The sequence below is a fragment of the Mycobacterium hainanense genome (assembly GCF_041890355.1).
In the GTDB taxonomy this organism is placed as follows: domain Bacteria; phylum Actinomycetota; class Actinomycetes; order Mycobacteriales; family Mycobacteriaceae; genus Mycobacterium; species Mycobacterium hainanense.
This window is the reverse complement of sequence record NZ_CP169059.1, coordinates 4,152,008-4,167,576: the sequence shown is the minus strand read 5'-3', so window position 1 is coordinate 4,167,576 and position 15,569 is coordinate 4,152,008. Positions and strand designations below refer to the sequence as shown.

Sequence of the window (15,569 nt, the reverse complement as noted above, 5' to 3'; positions counted from 1 at the left end):
TGAAGAAGTTTAGCTAAGGTAAGGTTTTGGGGCCACTTGGCGAAGGGCGGCTAGTTGATCGGGGCGTTCACCAGCCGCAGGTCGTCGACGATTCCGCGGGCGGCGACCAGGCCCTCGCCGGACTGCCAGACCTCGTCGTTGACGACGTAGACGCGATTGTCATGGTTGGCGGAAAGCTTGCGCCACGGATTGCTGTCCAGCACGGTGGCGGCCCGCTGGGCGGCAGCCGGTGACGCACACGACACGTAGATGACGTCGGCGTCGGCGGCGGACAGGTCCGGATTCTTGGCGAGGTCGTCGTCGGTGGCGCGGATCTCGATGTACGGCTTATCCGTGAACCGTTGAGCGGCCGGCCGGTCCACCCCGACCGCGCCGAGGGCGCTGGCCGGGAAGTTGTTGGCGCCGAAGACGCGGATCGTGTCGGTGGTCAGCTGCACGATGGACGCCTGGAAATGGGAGGCGTCATGCCGGGCGCCGATGTCGCTCGCCCGCTGCGAAAAACCGTTGAGCAGCGCGTCCGCCGCGCCGCCGCGCGACGTCGCGGAGCCCACGCCGCGCAGGTTGTCCTGCCACGCCGCCCCGGGCGCCGCGGTGAACATCGTCGGAGCGATCGCGGCGAGCTGGGGATACAACGTGGGTGTCAGCCCCTGCGAGCCCAGGATCAGGTCGGGGTGTTTCGCCGCGATCCCGCCGAGGTCGGGGTTGCTGCGGGTGCCGACGCCGGGGATCGAATGCACGGCATTGCCCAGGTAGGCGGGCTGGCTCGAGGATCCGTCCGGCAGGGCTGCGGCGACCACCCGCGACTGCAGGCCGAGCGCGCACAATGCGTCGAGCTGGTCGCCGGACAGCACCACGATGCGTTGCGGATCCGCCGGAACCTGGACCTCGCCCGGTGTGACCCCGGCCGCGTTGTGGGCCTGCCGCGTCTTCGGCCCGGGGTCGGCCGCCGCGGCATCCCGCGCGCACGAGTCGTCCGGTCGGCGGTCGTTGCCGAGTACCCCGGCGCCCGCGATCTGCGTGGTGGGGGTGACCAGGGCGGGAGTCGTCGCCTGGGTGCCCGGCTTGCCGGATCCGCAGCCGCCGCACGTCACGGCGACCGCCGCCGCGAGCGCGGCGACGGCGGGTCGGAAAGCGGTTTTGGTCATGCCGAAAAGCACGCGTCAGACGCTAACACCCGCGGGCCCCGCGCCCGGCACGCCGAAACGACACGCCGCACCGCCGAGCCGTTTACGACAGTTTGTAGGACCAGCCCTGACGGCGCCATGATCGGCGGTTAAGATTCGTGTCAGCTCTGTTTTTGGGCCCTTGTCCTAACTGTTTGGAGAAGCTGTTGACAGCCGAAGCGCCCCCCTTGGGAGAACTCGAGGCCGTTCGCCCGTACCCGGACCGGACCGGTCCCAAAGGGAACCTCGTCTACAAACTGATCACGACCACCGATCACAAGATGATCGGCATCATGTACACGGTCACCTGCTTCGTCTTCTTCTTCATCGGCGGGCTGATGGCCCTGTTGATGCGCACCGAGCTGGCCGCACCGGGACTGCAGTTCCTGTCCAATGAGCAGTACAACCAGCTGTTCACGATGCACGGCACGATCATGCTGCTGCTGTACGCGACGCCGGTGGTGTTCGGGTTCGCCAACCTGGTGTTGCCGCTGCAGATCGGCGCTCCCGACGTGGCGTTCCCGCGCCTCAACGCGTTCTCATTCTGGCTGTTCCTCTTTGGCGGCCTGACCGCGTCGGCCGGCTTCATCGTCCCCGGTGGCGCGGCCGACTTCGGCTGGACGGCTTACACGCCGCTCTCCGACGCCGTCCACTCTCCGGGCGCCGGGGGAGACCTGTGGATCACCGGCCTGATCGTCGCCGGTCTGGGCACCATCTTGGGTGCGGTCAACATGATCACCACCGTGGTGTGCATGCGCGCGCCCGGCATGACGATGTTCCGGATGCCGATCTTCACCTGGAACATCATGGTGACATCGATCCTGATCCTGGTCGCGTTCCCGATCCTGACCGCCGCGCTGTTCGGCCTGGCCGCCGATCGGCATCTAGGGGCGCACGTCTATGACGCCGCCAACGGCGGGGTCCTGCTGTGGCAGCACCTGTTCTGGTTCTTCGGCCATCCCGAGGTCTACATCATCGCGTTGCCGTTCTTCGGGATTATCACCGAGATCATCCCGGTGTTCTCCCGCAAGCCCGTCTTCGGTTACACCACCTTGGTTTACGCGACGCTGTCCATCGCCGCGCTGTCGGTGGCGGTGTGGGCGCACCACATGTTCGCCACCGGAGCCGTTCTGCTGCCGTTCTTTTCGTTCATGACGTATCTGATCGCGGTGCCGACCGGGATCAAGTTCTTCAACTGGATCGGCACGATGTGGAAGGGGCAAATCACCTTCGAGACACCGATGCTGTTCTCGGTGGGCTTCCTGGTGACCTTCCTGCTGGGCGGTCTGACCGGAGTGATGCTGGCCAGCCCGCCGCTGGACTTCCACGTCACCGACACCTACTTCGTGGTCGCGCACTTCCACTACGTGCTGTTCGGCACGATCGTGTTCGCCACCTTCGCCGGCGTCTACTTCTGGTTCCCCAAGATGACCGGCCGGCTGCTCGACGAGCGGCTGGGCAAGCTGCACTTCTGGCTGACCTTCATCGGGTTCCACACCACCTTCCTGGTGCAGCACTGGCTGGGTGACTTGGGCATGCCGCGCCGCTACGCCGACTACCTGCCGTCGGACGGCTTCCAGCCGTACAACATCGTCTCCACTGTCGGCGCCTTCATCCTGGGCGCGTCGATGTTCCCGTTCGTCTGGAACGTCTTCAAGAGCTGGCGCTACGGCGAGGTCGTGACCGTCGACGACCCGTGGGGCTACGGCAACTCCCTGGAGTGGGCCACCAGCTGCCCGCCGCCGCGGCACAACTTCACCGAGCTGCCCCGAATCCGTTCGGAGCGCCCGGCTTTCGAGCTGCACTACCCGCACATGGTGGAGCGGCTGCGCGCCGAGGCGCACGTGGGACGCCACGCCACAGCGCTGGAATCGCCCAAGGGCTTCGGTCCCCGGACCGAAGCCGATCGCTCGACTCCTGACCAGTAGCGGCGGTAGCCGCAGGTGAATTCACCACCGAAGGTGTCGGTGCTGATCACCGTCACCGGAGTGGACCAACCGGGCGTCACGTCGGCCCTGTTCGAGGCGCTCTCCCGGCACGGCGTCGAGCTGCTCAACGTCGAACAGGTGGTGATTCGGCACCGCCTGACCCTGGGCGTGCTGGTGTGCTGTCCCGCCGACGTCGCCGACGGCCTCGAGCTGCGCCGTGACGTCGAATCGGCGATCCGCGGGGTGGGCCTCGACGTCAGCATCGAGCGCAGTGACGACGTGCCGATCATCCGGGAGCCGTCGACCCACACCATCTTCGTGCTCGGCCGGCCGATCACCGCCGGGGCGTTCGGCGCGGTGGCCCGGGCGGTTGCGGCCCTGGGGGTCAACATCGACCTCATCCGCGGGGTCTCCGACTACCCGGTGACCGGCCTCGAGTTGCGGGTGTCGGTGCCGCCGGGGTCGGATGCCGCGCTGCGGACGGCCCTGAACCAGGTGGCCGCCGAGGAACGGGTGGACGTGGCGGTCGAGGACTACTCCCTGGAGCGGCGGGCCAAACGGCTGATCGTGTTCGACGTGGACTCGACGCTGGTGCAAGGCGAGGTCATCGAGATGCTGGCCGCCCGCGCGGGCGCCGAGGGCAAGGTCGCCGCCATCACCGAGGCGGCCATGCGGGGCGAGCTGGACTTCGCGCAGTCGCTCGAACAGCGGGTTGCAACGCTGGCCGGCCTGCCCGCCAGCGTGATCGACGAGGTCGCCGAGCAGCTGGAGCTGATGCCCGGGGCCCGGACCACGCTGCGCACGTTGCGGCGCTTGGGTTTTCACTGCGGTGTGGTCTCGGGGGGCTTCCGGGGGATCATCGAGCCGTTGGCCGAGGAGCTGATGCTGGACTATGTCGCCGCCAATGAGCTGGAGATCGTCGACGGCAAACTCACCGGGCGGGTCGTCGGACCGATCATCGACCGCGCCGGCAAGGCCACGGCATTGCGGGACTTCGCGCAGCGGGCCGGCGTGCCCATGGCGCAGACCGTGGCCGTGGGTGACGGCGCCAACGACATCGACATGCTGGCCGCGGCCGGATTGGGCGTGGCGTTCAACGCCAAGCCGGCGCTGCGGGAGGTGGCCGACGCCTCGCTGAGCCACCCTTACCTCGACACGGTGCTGTTTCTGCTGGGCGTGACCCGGGGCGAGATCGAGGCCGCCGACGCGGTGACCGGCGAGGTCCGCCGGGTGGAGATTCCGCCCGACCCGTAGCGATCGCAAGCGCGGCGAAGCCGGGCGCAGCGGGTCGCTACGCATCAGACCCGTAGCGATCGCAAGCGCGGCGTCGCCGCCAGCAGACACAAAATCGCATGATCTCAGCCACTTTCGTGCGATTTTGCGTCTGGTCGCCGGAGCGGCGACCCGGCAAGCGCCGGACGGCCGCGGTACGGCACGATGAGCGGGTGCCCGAAAACGGAAGCCGGAGGTGAGATCCGAGGATTCGCGAGAATCCGAGGATAGAGCCGACCAAACGATCGAGGCAGCCGACCCCGATCTGCTGATCGAATTCAGGAATGTGTCGCTGCGCCGCGGCGGACACACGCTCGTCGGGCCGTTGGATTGGGCGGTCGAGCTCGACGAGCGCTGGGTCATCGTGGGCCCGAACGGGGCGGGCAAGACGTCGCTGCTGCGAATCGCGGCGGCGGCCGAGCACCCGTCGTCGGGAGTCGCCTTCGTGCTCGGCGAGCGCATGGGCCGGGTTGACGTCTCGGAGCTGCGCTCCCGGATCGGCCTCAGCTCGTCGGCCCTGGCGCAGCGGGTGCCCACCGACGAGGTGGTGCGCGACCTGGTCGTCTCGGCCGGTTACGCGGTGCTGGGCCGGTGGCGCGAGCGCTACGAGGACGTCGACTACCGCCGGGCCGTCGACATGCTGGAGAGCCTGGGCGCCGAGCACCTCGCGCACCGCAGCTACGGAACGCTGTCCGAGGGGGAGCGTAAGCGGGTGTTGATCGCGCGCGCGCTGATGACCGATCCCGAGCTGCTGCTGCTCGACGAGCCCGCCGCCGGGCTGGACCTGGGCGGTCGCGAGGAGCTGGTCGCTCGGCTGGCCGACCTGGCGGCCGATCCCGACGCCCCGGCGCTGGTGCTGGTCACCCACCATGTCGAGGAGATCCCGCCCGGGTTCAGCCACTGCATGCTGCTGTCGGAGGGCAAGGCGGTCGCCGCCGGGTTGCTGACCGACGTGCTCACCGCGGAGAACCTGTCCACCGCCTTCGGCCAGTCGATCGCGCTCGACGTCGTCGACGGCCGCTATTTCGCCCGCCGCGTCCGCACCCGCGCGGCCCACCGGAGGCAGCTATGACGTCACCGACCGAAGCGGCCCCGCTCGTCCCGCGCCCGGCGGCGACGGTGATGCTGATCCGCGACGACCCGGCCGGCTCACAAACCGGGCTAGCCGTCTTCCTGATGCGCCGGCACGCCAAGATGGAGTTCGCCGCGGGCACGATGGTGTTCCCCGGTGGCGGCGTGGACGATCGCGACCGCAACGCCGACATTGCGTGGGCAGGCCCGCCCCCACAGTGGTGGGCGGAGCGCTTCGGCATCGAGCCTGACCTGGCCGAGGCGCTGGTGTGCGCCGCGGCCCGGGAGACGTTCGAGGAGTCGGGGGTGCTGTTCGCGGGCCCCGCCGGCCAGGCCGTTTCGGCACCGAAAAGTATCGTCAGCGACGCCTCGGTGTACGCCGACGCCCGCCGCGAGCTGGCCGACGGCACCTTGTCGTTCGCGGATTTCCTGCGCCGGGAGAACCTGGAGCTGCGCTCGGACCTGCTGCGGCCGTGGGCCAATTGGGTCACCCCCGAAGCGGAACGCACCCGCCGCTACGACACCTACTTCTTCGTCGGGGCCCTGCCGGCGGGGCAGCGGGCCGACGGTGAGAACACCGAATCCGATCGCGCCGGCTGGACGACGCCCCGGGCCGCGATCGACGACTTCTCCGCCGGGCGCTGTTTCCTGCTACCACCGACGTGGACCCAGCTGGATTCGCTGGCCGGGCGCACCGTCGCCGAAGTGCTGGCCGTCGAGCGGCAGATCGTGCCGGTCCAGCCGCGCCTGGAGATCCAGGGCGACAACTGGGTGTTCGAGTTCTTCGACTCCGACCGCTACCACCGGGCGCGCGAAGCGGGCGGGATGGGGTGGCGGCATTGAGGGAGTTCATCAGCACCGTGGTCAGCGACGGCTCGCGGGACGCCGGGCTGGCCATGCTGCTGCTGTCGCGGCCGCCGACGAACGCGATGACCCGGCAGGTCTACCGGGAGATCGTGGCCGCAGCCAACGAGCTGGGGGAGCGCGACGACGTGGCCGCGGTGATCCTGTTCGGTGGGCACGAGATCTTCTCGGCGGGCGACGACATGCCCGAGTTGCGCACGCTGAGCGCGCCGGAGGCCGAAACGGCGGCCCGCGCGCGGCAGCAGGCCATCGACGCCGTGGCGGCCATTCCCAAGCCGACCGTGGCCGCCATCACCGGTTACGCGCTGGGCGCCGGACTCACGCTGGCGCTGGCCGCCGACTGGCGAGTCAGCGGCGACAACGTGAAGTTCGGCGCCACCGAGATCCTGGCGGGTCTGACTCCCGGCGGTGACGGCATGGCCCGCCTGACCCGCGCGGCCGGGGCGAGCAGGGCCAAGGAACTGGTGTTCAGCGGCCGGTTCTTCGACGCCGAGGAGGCGCTGACGCTGGGCCTGATCGACGAGATGGTGGCACCCGACGACGTCTACGACGCCGCCGCGGGGTGGGCCCGGCGGTTCCTCGACGGCCCGCGAGACGCGCTGGCCGCCGCGAAAGCGGGCATCAACGACGTGTTCGAGCTGGGTCAGGCCGACCGGGACGCCGCCGAGCGGCGCCGGTACGTCGACGTGTTCGCCGCAGGTCAGACCGGTGGCGAGGACTCCGAACCCGGAGCCCGTTAGGCTGCCCTGCATGACGACGAGTTCGACCGATGCCGTTCCCAACCCGCATGCCACGGCCGAAGAGGTGGAAGCGGCCCGGCACGACAGCAAGCTGGCCCAGGTGCTCTACCACGACTGGGAGGCCGAGTCCTACGACGAGAAGTGGTCGATCTCTTACGACCAGCGCTGCGTGGACTACGCCAGGGACTGCTTCGACGCCATCGTTCCCGCCGAGGTGCAGCGCGAGCTGCCGTATGACCGGGCCCTCGAATTGGGCTGCGGCACGGGGTTTTTCCTACTCAACCTGATCCAGTCCGGGGTGGCCCGTCGCGGATCGGTCACCGACCTGTCACCCGGGATGGTCAAGGTGGCCACCCGCAACGGGCAGTCGCTGGGGCTGGACATCGACGGCCGAGTCGCCGACGCCGAGGGAATCCCCTACGAGGACAACACCTTTGACCTGGTCGTCGGGCACGCCGTCCTGCATCACATCCCCGACGTCGAGCTGGCGCTGCGGGAGGTCGTCCGGGTGCTGCGCCCGGGCGGGCGGTTCGTGTTCGCCGGAGAGCCGACCACCGTCGGCGACACCTACGCCCGCACCTTGTCCACCCTGACCTGGCGCGTGGCGACCAACGTCACCAAGCTGCCGGGACTGGATGGCTGGCGGCGGCCGCAGGCCGAACTCGACGAATCCTCCCGGGCCGCGGCGCTGGAGGCGGTCGTCGACCTGCACACCTTCGAGCCGGGCGACCTGGAGCGGATGGCCGGCAACGCCGGTGCCGCGCAAGTCCAAACGGCCACAGTGGAATTCACCGCCGCCATGCTGGGGTGGCCGCTGCGGACGTTCGAATGCGCGGTGCCGCCCGGACGGCTCGGGTGGGGCTGGGCGAAGTTCGCGTTCAACAGCTGGAAGACGCTGAGTTGGCTGGATGCGAATGTGTGGCGGCACGTGGCCCCGAAGGGCTGGTTCTACAACGTGATGATCACCGGGGTCAAGCCCTCCTGAGTGACGGCCTCTCCTTCACCGCCGAGGGCATCCGTTATCTGCGGTCGGAGTCCGGTGCCGCCGCGCTGGCGGCGGTCGGCGAGCTCGAGCTGACGGACGCGACCCGCGTCGCCGACGTCGCGGCGGCGCGGGCGCGATTCGGGGACCGGGCGGCGGTGTTGGTGGAGACCACGTTGTTGCGCCGGCGCGCCGCCGAGAAACTGGGCGGGCTGGGCGCCGGGATCCCGGTGTCGGGCTGGCTGTTCACCGGCGAGGCGCTGCAGCAGGCCACCGCCGCGCCGGTAGCGCTACACCGGTCCCGGCGGCTCGCCGAGGCCGGAGTCGTCGTGCACGACGCCACCTGCTCGATCGGCACCGAGCTCGCCGCGCTGCGCGCCGTCGGCGTCCGGGCGCTCGGCAGCGACCTCGATCCGGTCCGGCTGGCGATGGCGCGGCACAACCTGGGGGAGTCCGCCGTGCTCTGCCGCGCCGACGCGCTGGCCCCGGTGACCCGCGACGCCGCGGTGCTCGCGGATCCGGCGCGCCGCGCCGGCGGTCAGCGCCGCTTCCGCCTCGACGACTACCGGCCGGCATTGGGCGCCCTGATCGGCACCTACCAAGGCCGCGACCTCGTCGTAAAGTGCGCTCCCGGAATAGATTTCGACGAGCTGGATCGGCTGGGCTTCCGCGGCGAGATCGAGGTGACGTCCTACCGCGGCGCGGTGCGCGAAGCGTGCCTCTGGTCGCCCGGACTGGCGCAGCGCGGCGTCCGGCGCCGCGCCAGCGTCCTCGATCGCGGCGAGCAGATCACCGACGCCGACCCGGACGACTGCCCCGTGCGGCCGGCCGGGCGGTGGATCGTCGACCCCGACGGTGCGGTGGTCCGGGCCGGGCTGGTGCGCCACTACGGCGCGCGGCACGCGCTGTGGCAACTCGACCCCGACATCGCCTACCTGTCGGGGGACGAGCTGCCGCCGGCGGTCCGGGGGTTCGAGGTGCTCGAGCAGCTGGCGTTCGACGAGCGGCGGCTGCGCCGGGCCCTCTCGGCGCTGGACTGCGGGACGTTGGAGGTCCTCGTTCGCGGCGTGCGGGTGGACCCCGACGCCCTGCGGCGACGGATGCGGCCGCGCGGCGACCGGCCCTTGTCGGTGGTCATCAGCCGCATCGGCTCGGGGGGCGCCGCGCGCGCGACGGCCTTCGTCTGCCGTCCGTCACGATAGCGCCGGGTAGGCTGGTGCGATCGCTCTGCCAGGCGCCCAGCCCGCGCCTCACCTGCAAGGACAATAAAAGAATGCGTTATCTGATAGCGGCCGTCGTGCTCGCATCGACGGCCCTGTTGGGTTGGCCGGCGGTCGCCGCCCCACCGTCGTGTGCCAGCGTGGGCGGCACCATCGAGGACGGCCAGATGTGCCGCGTGCGCGCCACCGGCCCCACGTACACGCTGAATTTGGTGTTCCCCGCTGACTACCCCGACGAGCAGGCGCTGGCCGACTACGTTACGCAGAACCGCGACGGCTTCGTCAACGTCGCTCAGAGTTCGGGGCCCCGCGACCAGCCCTACCAATTGGAGGCCACCACCGAGCAACGCACCTCGGGTCAGCCGCCGCACAACACCCGCAGCGTGGTGCTCAAGTTCTTCCAGGACCTCGGCGGGGCGCACCCCTCGATCTGGTACAAGGCCTTCAACTACAACCTTGGGACGCAGCAGCCCATCACCTTCGACAATCTGTTCGCGCCGGGCACGACGCCGCTGGACAGCATCTTCCCGATCGTGCAGCGCGACCTGGAACGCCAGACCCCGCTGGGCGCGGCCATATTGCCGTCGACCGGGCACGATCCGACCCATTACCAGAACTTCGCCATCGGCGACGACGAGCTGATCTTCTATTTCGCGCCCGGCGAGATGTTGCCGGCGTTCGCCGGGCCGGTCCAGGCGCAGGTGCCCCGCAATACCATCCCGCCGTTGGCGATCTAGCGGCGATCGCGAGGGCGGCGTAGCCGGGCGAAGCGGGTCGCCGCCAGCGGCGACGCCTAGACGGGGCCGGCCTGAAACTCCATGGCCACGGCGCCGGCAGCCAGCGCGACCTGCGCCAGACACCCGATGATCGGGACGAAGAAGGCGGGCCGGCGCTGGGCGAGGCGGCGGACCGCGAGGAACAGGGCGGCGGCGAAGATGACGACGCCGCCGCCGATGCCGAGCACCATGGCGCGGTTGATCCACGCCGGGTCGCCGCACTTCTGGGAGCCGCACGGGTCGGTAACCATGACGTAGACGCTGAGCAGCCCTATGGTGACCGCGACCAGGAAAGCCAGCACGGCGAGCAACACCACGGTCGCGGTGCGGTCCACCGCCGTATGGCGTTGGCCCCGCTCGGAGTCCGCGGCGACCGCGGACTGCATCTCGTTGTCGTCGGGCATGGGCTCAGTATGTCCCCGTCACGCCGGTGCGAAACCGTACACCTGGCCGTCGCTGGTGGCGGCCGCCACGCGGCGGTCGGTGCCGACCGACACGCCAACGGGATAGCCGGTGGCGGCCGGAAGGGGATAACTGCCCTGCGTGTGACCGTTGCCGGGGTCGAACACGAGCAGCGCCATGCCGGGCGCGCCGTTCGTGGTGGGTTGGCTGACGACGGTGTAGCCCGCGCCGGACCCGGCCAGGCTCGACGAGGACAGCGGGACGACGTCGTCGCGGCGCCACGCCTGATCCGCGTGATCGCCTGCGTCCTTGAACGCCACCAGCCGGGTGTCGGGGCCCCCGCCCGACACGATGAGGCCCGCGGGGGTGACCGCCGGCGGCGTCTGTGCCAGGAACCCCAGCGGCGCCGACCATTTCGCCTTGCCGTCGGCGGCGCGCAACGCCCACAGCCGTTGGTCGCGGCCGTTGACGTAGACGGTCGCCCCGTCGGCCGACAACACCGGGCTGGCGATGACGCCGGCCCCGACGGCGTCGCTGGTCCACTCGCGGGACAGCAGCGGCGTCTGTCCCGGGTGGTACTTCAGCCCGACCAGTCCCGCGGCCGGGGCACCGGGTTGCCAGACACCGAGCACCGCCATCTGGCTGGCCGGCGAGAACGCGGGCGCGACGGCCACCGGGCAGCCCTGCCGGGCCGGCGCGCAATCGCCCAACCCGCGCGTCGCATCGGTGGGATCGACGCCCTCCACCAGATCCATCGGGCTGCCCACCACCGCGCCGCGGTGGGCTTCGAAAACCAGCACCTGGCCCAGGTGCGTCGCGACCAACAGCTGCCCGTGCCCGAGAAACCTTGGGGTGGTTGGCATTCCGATCACCGGCTGCCGCCATCGCGTCCACTGCGTCACCGGGAAGGAGAGGAATGCGCCGGGCTGGCCCACGTAGAGGTTGTCGAACCCGTCGAAGAGGGGGCCGGCAAAGCCACCGCCCTGGAACAGACGCGCGCACCACCGCTGCCGTCCGTTGTTGTCGTTCTCCCACTCCATCAGCGAGCATCCCGCCGCGGTTTGCGCGTTGAGGGCCAGGTAGCCGCGCGCGCTGAGCGCCGGGCCCGCGCCCAGGCTGCCCTTGACCGAGCGCGTCCACCGCAGCGACAACTTGTTGGCGCCGTTGGTGCCGGTGTAGCTGCTGTTGGCGGCGTCGCCGTATTGCGCGGGCCACCCCGCCGAGGCGGACGCCTCGACCCAGGAGTCTGTGTTGGCGCACCCGCCGAGCCCAACCGTGATCCCGGCCGCCAGCAGCGCGGATGACCAACGCCGAAGCGCACACGGGAGATGTCGGTTACGCACCTCGAATCCCAGATCCTTTTCCACGGCGTTCGGCATGAGCGGCCAGTGAGTACAGGTGAGGGTAACCCGTGGCGACTCGGCTCCGGCGGATTGCCCGCCGTTCTCGGCCGCCGCAGACGCGCGCTAGGCTGTCCGGCCATGACGAGCATGTGGGGCGCACCGATCCATCGCCGCTGGCGGGGATCGAATCTGCGGGACCCGCGCCAGGCCAAGTTCCTCACGATGGCCTCGCTGAGATGGGTGCTGCGCAACCGCGCATATACACCGTGGTACCTGGTGCGCTATTGGCGGCTGCTGAAGTTCAAACTGGCCAACCCGCACATCATCACCCGCGGGATGGTGTTCCTGGGCAAGGGCGTGGAGATCCATGCGACGCCCGAACTGGCGCAACTGGAGATCGGCCGATGGGTGCACATCGGCGACAAGAACACCATTCGCGCCCACGAAGGCTCGCTGCGGTTCGGCGACAAGGTGGTGCTGGGCCGCGACAACGTCATCAATGCCTACCTCGACATCGAGCTCGGTGACTCGGTGCTGATGGCCGACTGGTGCTACGTCTGCGACTTCGACCACCGCATGGACGACATCACCCTGCCGATCAAGGATCAGGGCATCGTGAAGTCACCGGTACGGATCGGGCCCGACACGTGGGTGGGCGTGAAGGTGACGGTGTTGCGCGGCACCGCCGTCGGGCGCGGCTGCGTGCTCGGGTCGCACGCGGTGGTGCGCGGCGTGATCCCCGACTACTCCATTGCCGTGGGCGCGCCGGCCAAGGTGGTCAAGAACCGCCAGCTCGCCTGGGAGAGCTCGGCCGCCCAGCGGGCGGAACTGGCCGCCGCACTCGCCGACATCGAACGCAAAAAGGCATCTCGCTAGAAAGTGGGCGATCGCCGCTGGGCACATGGCGGCGACCCGCGGCGCCCGGCTTCGCCGCGCTTGCGATCGCCGCTGGGCACATGGCGGCGACCCGCGGCGCCCGGCTTCGCCGCGCTTGCGATCGCCGCTGGGCACATGGCGGCGACCCGCGGCGCCCGGCTTCGCCGCGCTTGCGATCGCCGCTGGGCACATGGCGGCGACCCGCGGCGCCCGGCTTCGCCGCGCTTGCGATCGCCGCTGGGCACATGGCGGCGACCCGCGGCGCCCGGCTTCGCCGCGCTTGCGATCGCCGCTAAGACGCCGGTTCGGCGTGGTCGTCGACCTTGAAGTCGAAGTTGACGTCGCCGGCGGCGATGCTGGTGACGGTCACCGCGACGCCGTATTTGTCGGTGCCGTCGACGAGTTGGCAGCGTAGCGTCGCGCCCTGGACGCCCTTCAGGTTGTCGGGGCAGGTCACCGCATCCGGCTTTCTGCCCACCTGCTGGGCCAGCTTGTGGCTGATGATGCTGGCAACCTCGTCCTTGTCGACCGTTTGGACCATGTCGAACTTGACGTCCTTGCCGTCCACGCTCGTCACGGTCACGTTGACGTTGGTGGTCTTGTTCTTGACCTTCATCTCGCAATTGAGTTGCGCCCCAACCTTCGCCGGCAGGTCGTTCGGGCAGTTCACCGAATCGGGCTTGTTGCCGGCGGCGTCGGTCAACTTCGAGGTGATTTGGGCTGCGACATCGCTCTTGCTGACCGTGTGCGAGGAACCGACGGAACACGAACAGGCGGTCACGCCGGCCAGCAACCCCGCGGCGGCACCGGAGGCCAGCAACATCCGAACGACGAAGGGTGTCATGTACTGCCTCCCGAGCGGCTTGACAACTGTGAATCGGCTGATAATTGCATGCCATCCAACTCCCGGCGGCCAATTCAGCAAACATTCACGCGCGCGACGGCGCTCCGGCGCCCTGCCCCGCGGCTCAGATGCTCTGGTAACGCTGCAGCGCCTCGGCGCGTTCGGCGCCGTGGTCGACGATCGGGGCGGGGTAGCCCGCCGGCCGTTCGCCCTTGCGTAGGTGCGGGTCGTCCACGGCGCGCAGCTCGGGCACCCACCGCCGGATGTAATCCCCGGACGGATCGAACTTCTCGCCCTGGGTGGTCGGGTTGAAGACCCGGAAGTACGGCGCGGCGTCGGTGCCGCAGCCCGCGCACCACTGCCACCCGTGCTGGTTGTTCGCCATGTCACCGTCGACCAGTTGATCCAGGAACCACTCGGCGCCCCACTGCCACGGCAGGTGCAGGTCTTTCACCAGGAAGGAGGCGACGATCATCCGCACCCGATTGTGCACGAAACCCGTCTCCCGCAGCTGACGCATTCCTGCGTCCACCATCGGGAAGCCGGTCTCGCCGGCTTTCCAGGACTCAAAGTGGCGTTTCGCTTCGGCGCCGGTGTCGGTGCGGATGCCGTCGAACTGACGGTTCCAGTTGCGCCAGGCACTGGCCGGCCAATTATGCAGCACATCTGCGTAAAAATCGCGAAACGCCAACTCGCGGAGGTACGCCTGCGCCCCGTCGTGACGGAGGTCGAGGTCGGCGGCCAGGGTGCGGGGATGGATGCTGCCGAACTTCAAGTATGCCGACATGCGGCTGGTGCCATGCAGATCGGGGCGGTTGCGCTCTTCGGCGTATCGTTGTAACCCGTTGTCCACGAATGACTTCCACTGCTTGCGTGCCGCCGCCTCGCCCGCCTCGATGTCAAGCGCGGCGCCCGGATCGGGAATTTCGACCCGGTCAACTCGCAGCTGCGCCGGATCGAGCCAGTGCGCGGACCCGGCAGCCGGTTTCGCGGGCGCCCGCCAGCCGGACTCGCGCCATTGGCGCAGAAACGGTGTGAACACTTGGTAGGGCGAGCCGCCCTTCTTGACGACACGGCCAGGCGAAACCAGGTACGGCGAACCCGTGGCCACCAAGGGGACGGAACCCAGTGCTGCACGGACCTTTTCGTCACGCCGCTTACCGTACGGCGCGAAATCTTCGGAGATGTGGACCGCCGACGCGGCGATCTCCTCGGCGATGCGCGGGATCAGCTCCTCGGGCCGCCCGCGGGTCACCAGGAGCCGGCCGTCCAGGTCGTCACGCAACCGCCGCAGCGAGTCGCCGAGGAATTGGAGTCGGCGCCGGCCGGAGGACGCCTCGAGCTTCGGGTCCAGCACGAAACAGGCAAGCACCTCCCCGGCGCCGGCCGCGGCGTTCAGGGCGGGGTGGTCGCCCAATCGCAGGTCGCGACGAAACCACACAAGTGTCGGCATGATCAGCGGTTCAGCCGCCAAACGTGGGTGGCCAGGACGGTCGCGAAGGAACACCACAGCGGGTACGCCGACAAGGCCAGTCCGGCCCGCGGGTCGGCCTGCGCGGCCCGCCGCGCGAGGTCGACGCTGCTCGCAGTCAGCACGGCAGCACCGGCCGCCGACGCGCCGAGTCTGTGGAAACCGAAGAAGAGCCAACTCCATCCGGCGTTGAGCACGAGGTTCACGCCGAGCGCCGCGGCGTAGCGGCGCGCCTCGTCCTCGCGTCCCGCCGCCCGAAACCGGTCGATGGCCACCGCCGACGTGACAGCGATGTCGCCGTACAGGGAGGTCCACGCCACGGGAAAGGCGGCGCTGGGTGGTTGGTACGGCGGCTTGCGTAGCCGCGCGTACCAGGCGGGAGCGGCCTTGGCGTTGGCGACGCTGCCGGTCACCGCGGCGGCGGCGACGGCGAGGCTGGTGGCGGCGAGGGTTGACTTGTTCAAGGGATGCTCCGTTCCGATTGGTCTTCTGCGTGTGCTGCAGCGGCGGCCTGCGGGGGGTCGTGGGCGGCTCGCGCGGCGGCGACCAGCCCGATCAGCCGCCAGCGTCGTCCCGTCACGGCCGCGGCCACGCGATCCCACACCACGATGCGAAGT

Annotated in this window: 15 protein-coding genes; 9 read left to right on the top strand and 6 right to left on the bottom strand. The window is 69.7% G+C overall.

The window, feature by feature from the left end; translation table 11 throughout:
- Positions 1-50: 50 nt before the first annotated feature.
- Complete coding sequence (locus ACEL92_RS19410; RefSeq protein WP_374022301.1) at positions 51-1,145, bottom strand: iron-siderophore ABC transporter substrate-binding protein; 1,095 nt, start codon at positions 1,143-1,145, stop codon at positions 51-53.
- 185 nt (positions 1,146-1,330) lie between these two features.
- Between ACEL92_RS19410 and ctaD the strand changes: the two genes are divergently transcribed.
- The 8 genes from ctaD (at position 1,331) to ACEL92_RS19370 (ending at position 9,977) form a co-directional block, all read left to right on the top strand.
- A complete protein-coding gene (gene ctaD / locus ACEL92_RS19405) occupies positions 1,331-3,091 on the top strand; it encodes a cytochrome c oxidase subunit I (protein WP_374022300.1) in 1,761 nt (586 codons plus the stop codon).
- A gap of 15 nt (positions 3,092-3,106) precedes the next feature.
- Complete coding sequence (gene serB / locus ACEL92_RS19400) at positions 3,107-4,345, top strand: phosphoserine phosphatase SerB (RefSeq protein WP_374022299.1); 1,239 nt, start codon at positions 3,107-3,109, stop codon at positions 4,343-4,345.
- A gap of 262 nt (positions 4,346-4,607) precedes the next feature.
- Positions 4,608-5,435: an ABC transporter ATP-binding protein gene (locus tag ACEL92_RS19395; protein WP_374026284.1), complete on the top strand. Its 828-nt coding sequence runs from the start codon at positions 4,608-4,610 to the stop codon at positions 5,433-5,435.
- A complete protein-coding gene (locus ACEL92_RS19390; protein ID WP_374022298.1) occupies positions 5,432-6,277 on the top strand; it encodes an NUDIX hydrolase in 846 nt (281 codons plus the stop codon). The genes ACEL92_RS19395 and ACEL92_RS19390 overlap by 4 nt, the downstream gene beginning before the upstream one ends.
- Positions 6,265-7,038, top strand: coding sequence for an enoyl-CoA hydratase (locus tag ACEL92_RS19385; protein WP_374022297.1), 774 nt, complete (start codon positions 6,265-6,267; stop codon positions 7,036-7,038). Before ACEL92_RS19390 ends, ACEL92_RS19385 begins: the two co-directional genes overlap by 13 nt.
- A 10-nt stretch (positions 7,039-7,048) precedes the next feature.
- Positions 7,049-8,023: a class I SAM-dependent methyltransferase gene (locus ACEL92_RS19380; protein ID WP_374022296.1), complete on the top strand. Its 975-nt coding sequence runs from the start codon at positions 7,049-7,051 to the stop codon at positions 8,021-8,023.
- Between the two features lie 29 nt (positions 8,024-8,052).
- Positions 8,053-9,222 carry a class I SAM-dependent methyltransferase gene (locus tag ACEL92_RS19375; RefSeq protein ID WP_374026283.1) on the top strand — a complete coding sequence of 390 codons (1,170 nt, stop codon included), beginning with the start codon at positions 8,053-8,055 and terminating at the stop codon, positions 9,220-9,222.
- Positions 9,223-9,293: 71 nt separating this feature from the next.
- Complete coding sequence (locus ACEL92_RS19370; protein ID WP_374022295.1) at positions 9,294-9,977, top strand: esterase; 684 nt, start codon at positions 9,294-9,296, stop codon at positions 9,975-9,977.
- Positions 9,978-10,033: 56 nt separating this feature from the next.
- Here the strand turns inward: ACEL92_RS19370 and ACEL92_RS19365 are convergent, their stop codons facing one another.
- Positions 10,034-10,420, bottom strand: a complete 387-nt coding sequence (locus ACEL92_RS19365) for a DUF6264 family protein (RefSeq protein WP_374022294.1) — start codon at positions 10,418-10,420, stop codon at positions 10,034-10,036.
- An 18-nt stretch (positions 10,421-10,438) separates the two neighbouring features.
- Positions 10,439-11,797, bottom strand: a complete 1,359-nt coding sequence (locus tag ACEL92_RS19360) for a PQQ-binding-like beta-propeller repeat protein (RefSeq protein WP_374022293.1) — start codon at positions 11,795-11,797, stop codon at positions 10,439-10,441.
- A gap of 102 nt (positions 11,798-11,899) precedes the next feature.
- On the opposite strand from ACEL92_RS19360, the gene ACEL92_RS19355 reads away from it, so the two are divergent.
- Positions 11,900-12,637: an acetyltransferase gene (locus ACEL92_RS19355; protein ID WP_374022292.1), complete on the top strand. Its 738-nt coding sequence runs from the start codon at positions 11,900-11,902 to the stop codon at positions 12,635-12,637.
- A 292-nt stretch (positions 12,638-12,929) separates the two neighbouring features.
- Here the strand turns inward: ACEL92_RS19355 and ACEL92_RS19350 are convergent, their stop codons facing one another.
- From ACEL92_RS19350 to ACEL92_RS19340, 3 genes are all read right to left on the bottom strand, one after another.
- Complete coding sequence (locus ACEL92_RS19350) at positions 12,930-13,481, bottom strand: DUF4333 domain-containing protein (protein WP_374022291.1); 552 nt, start codon at positions 13,479-13,481, stop codon at positions 12,930-12,932.
- 124 nt (positions 13,482-13,605) lie between these two features.
- Entirely contained in the window at positions 13,606-14,934 is a 1,329-nt protein-coding gene (locus ACEL92_RS19345; RefSeq protein ID WP_374022290.1) for a deoxyribodipyrimidine photo-lyase, read from the bottom strand.
- 2 nt (positions 14,935-14,936) lie between these two features.
- Positions 14,937-15,416 (bottom strand): TspO/MBR family protein, encoded by a 480-nt coding sequence (locus ACEL92_RS19340; protein ID WP_374022289.1) that lies wholly within the window; start codon positions 15,414-15,416, stop codon positions 14,937-14,939.
- Positions 15,417-15,569: the final 153 nt, after the last annotated feature.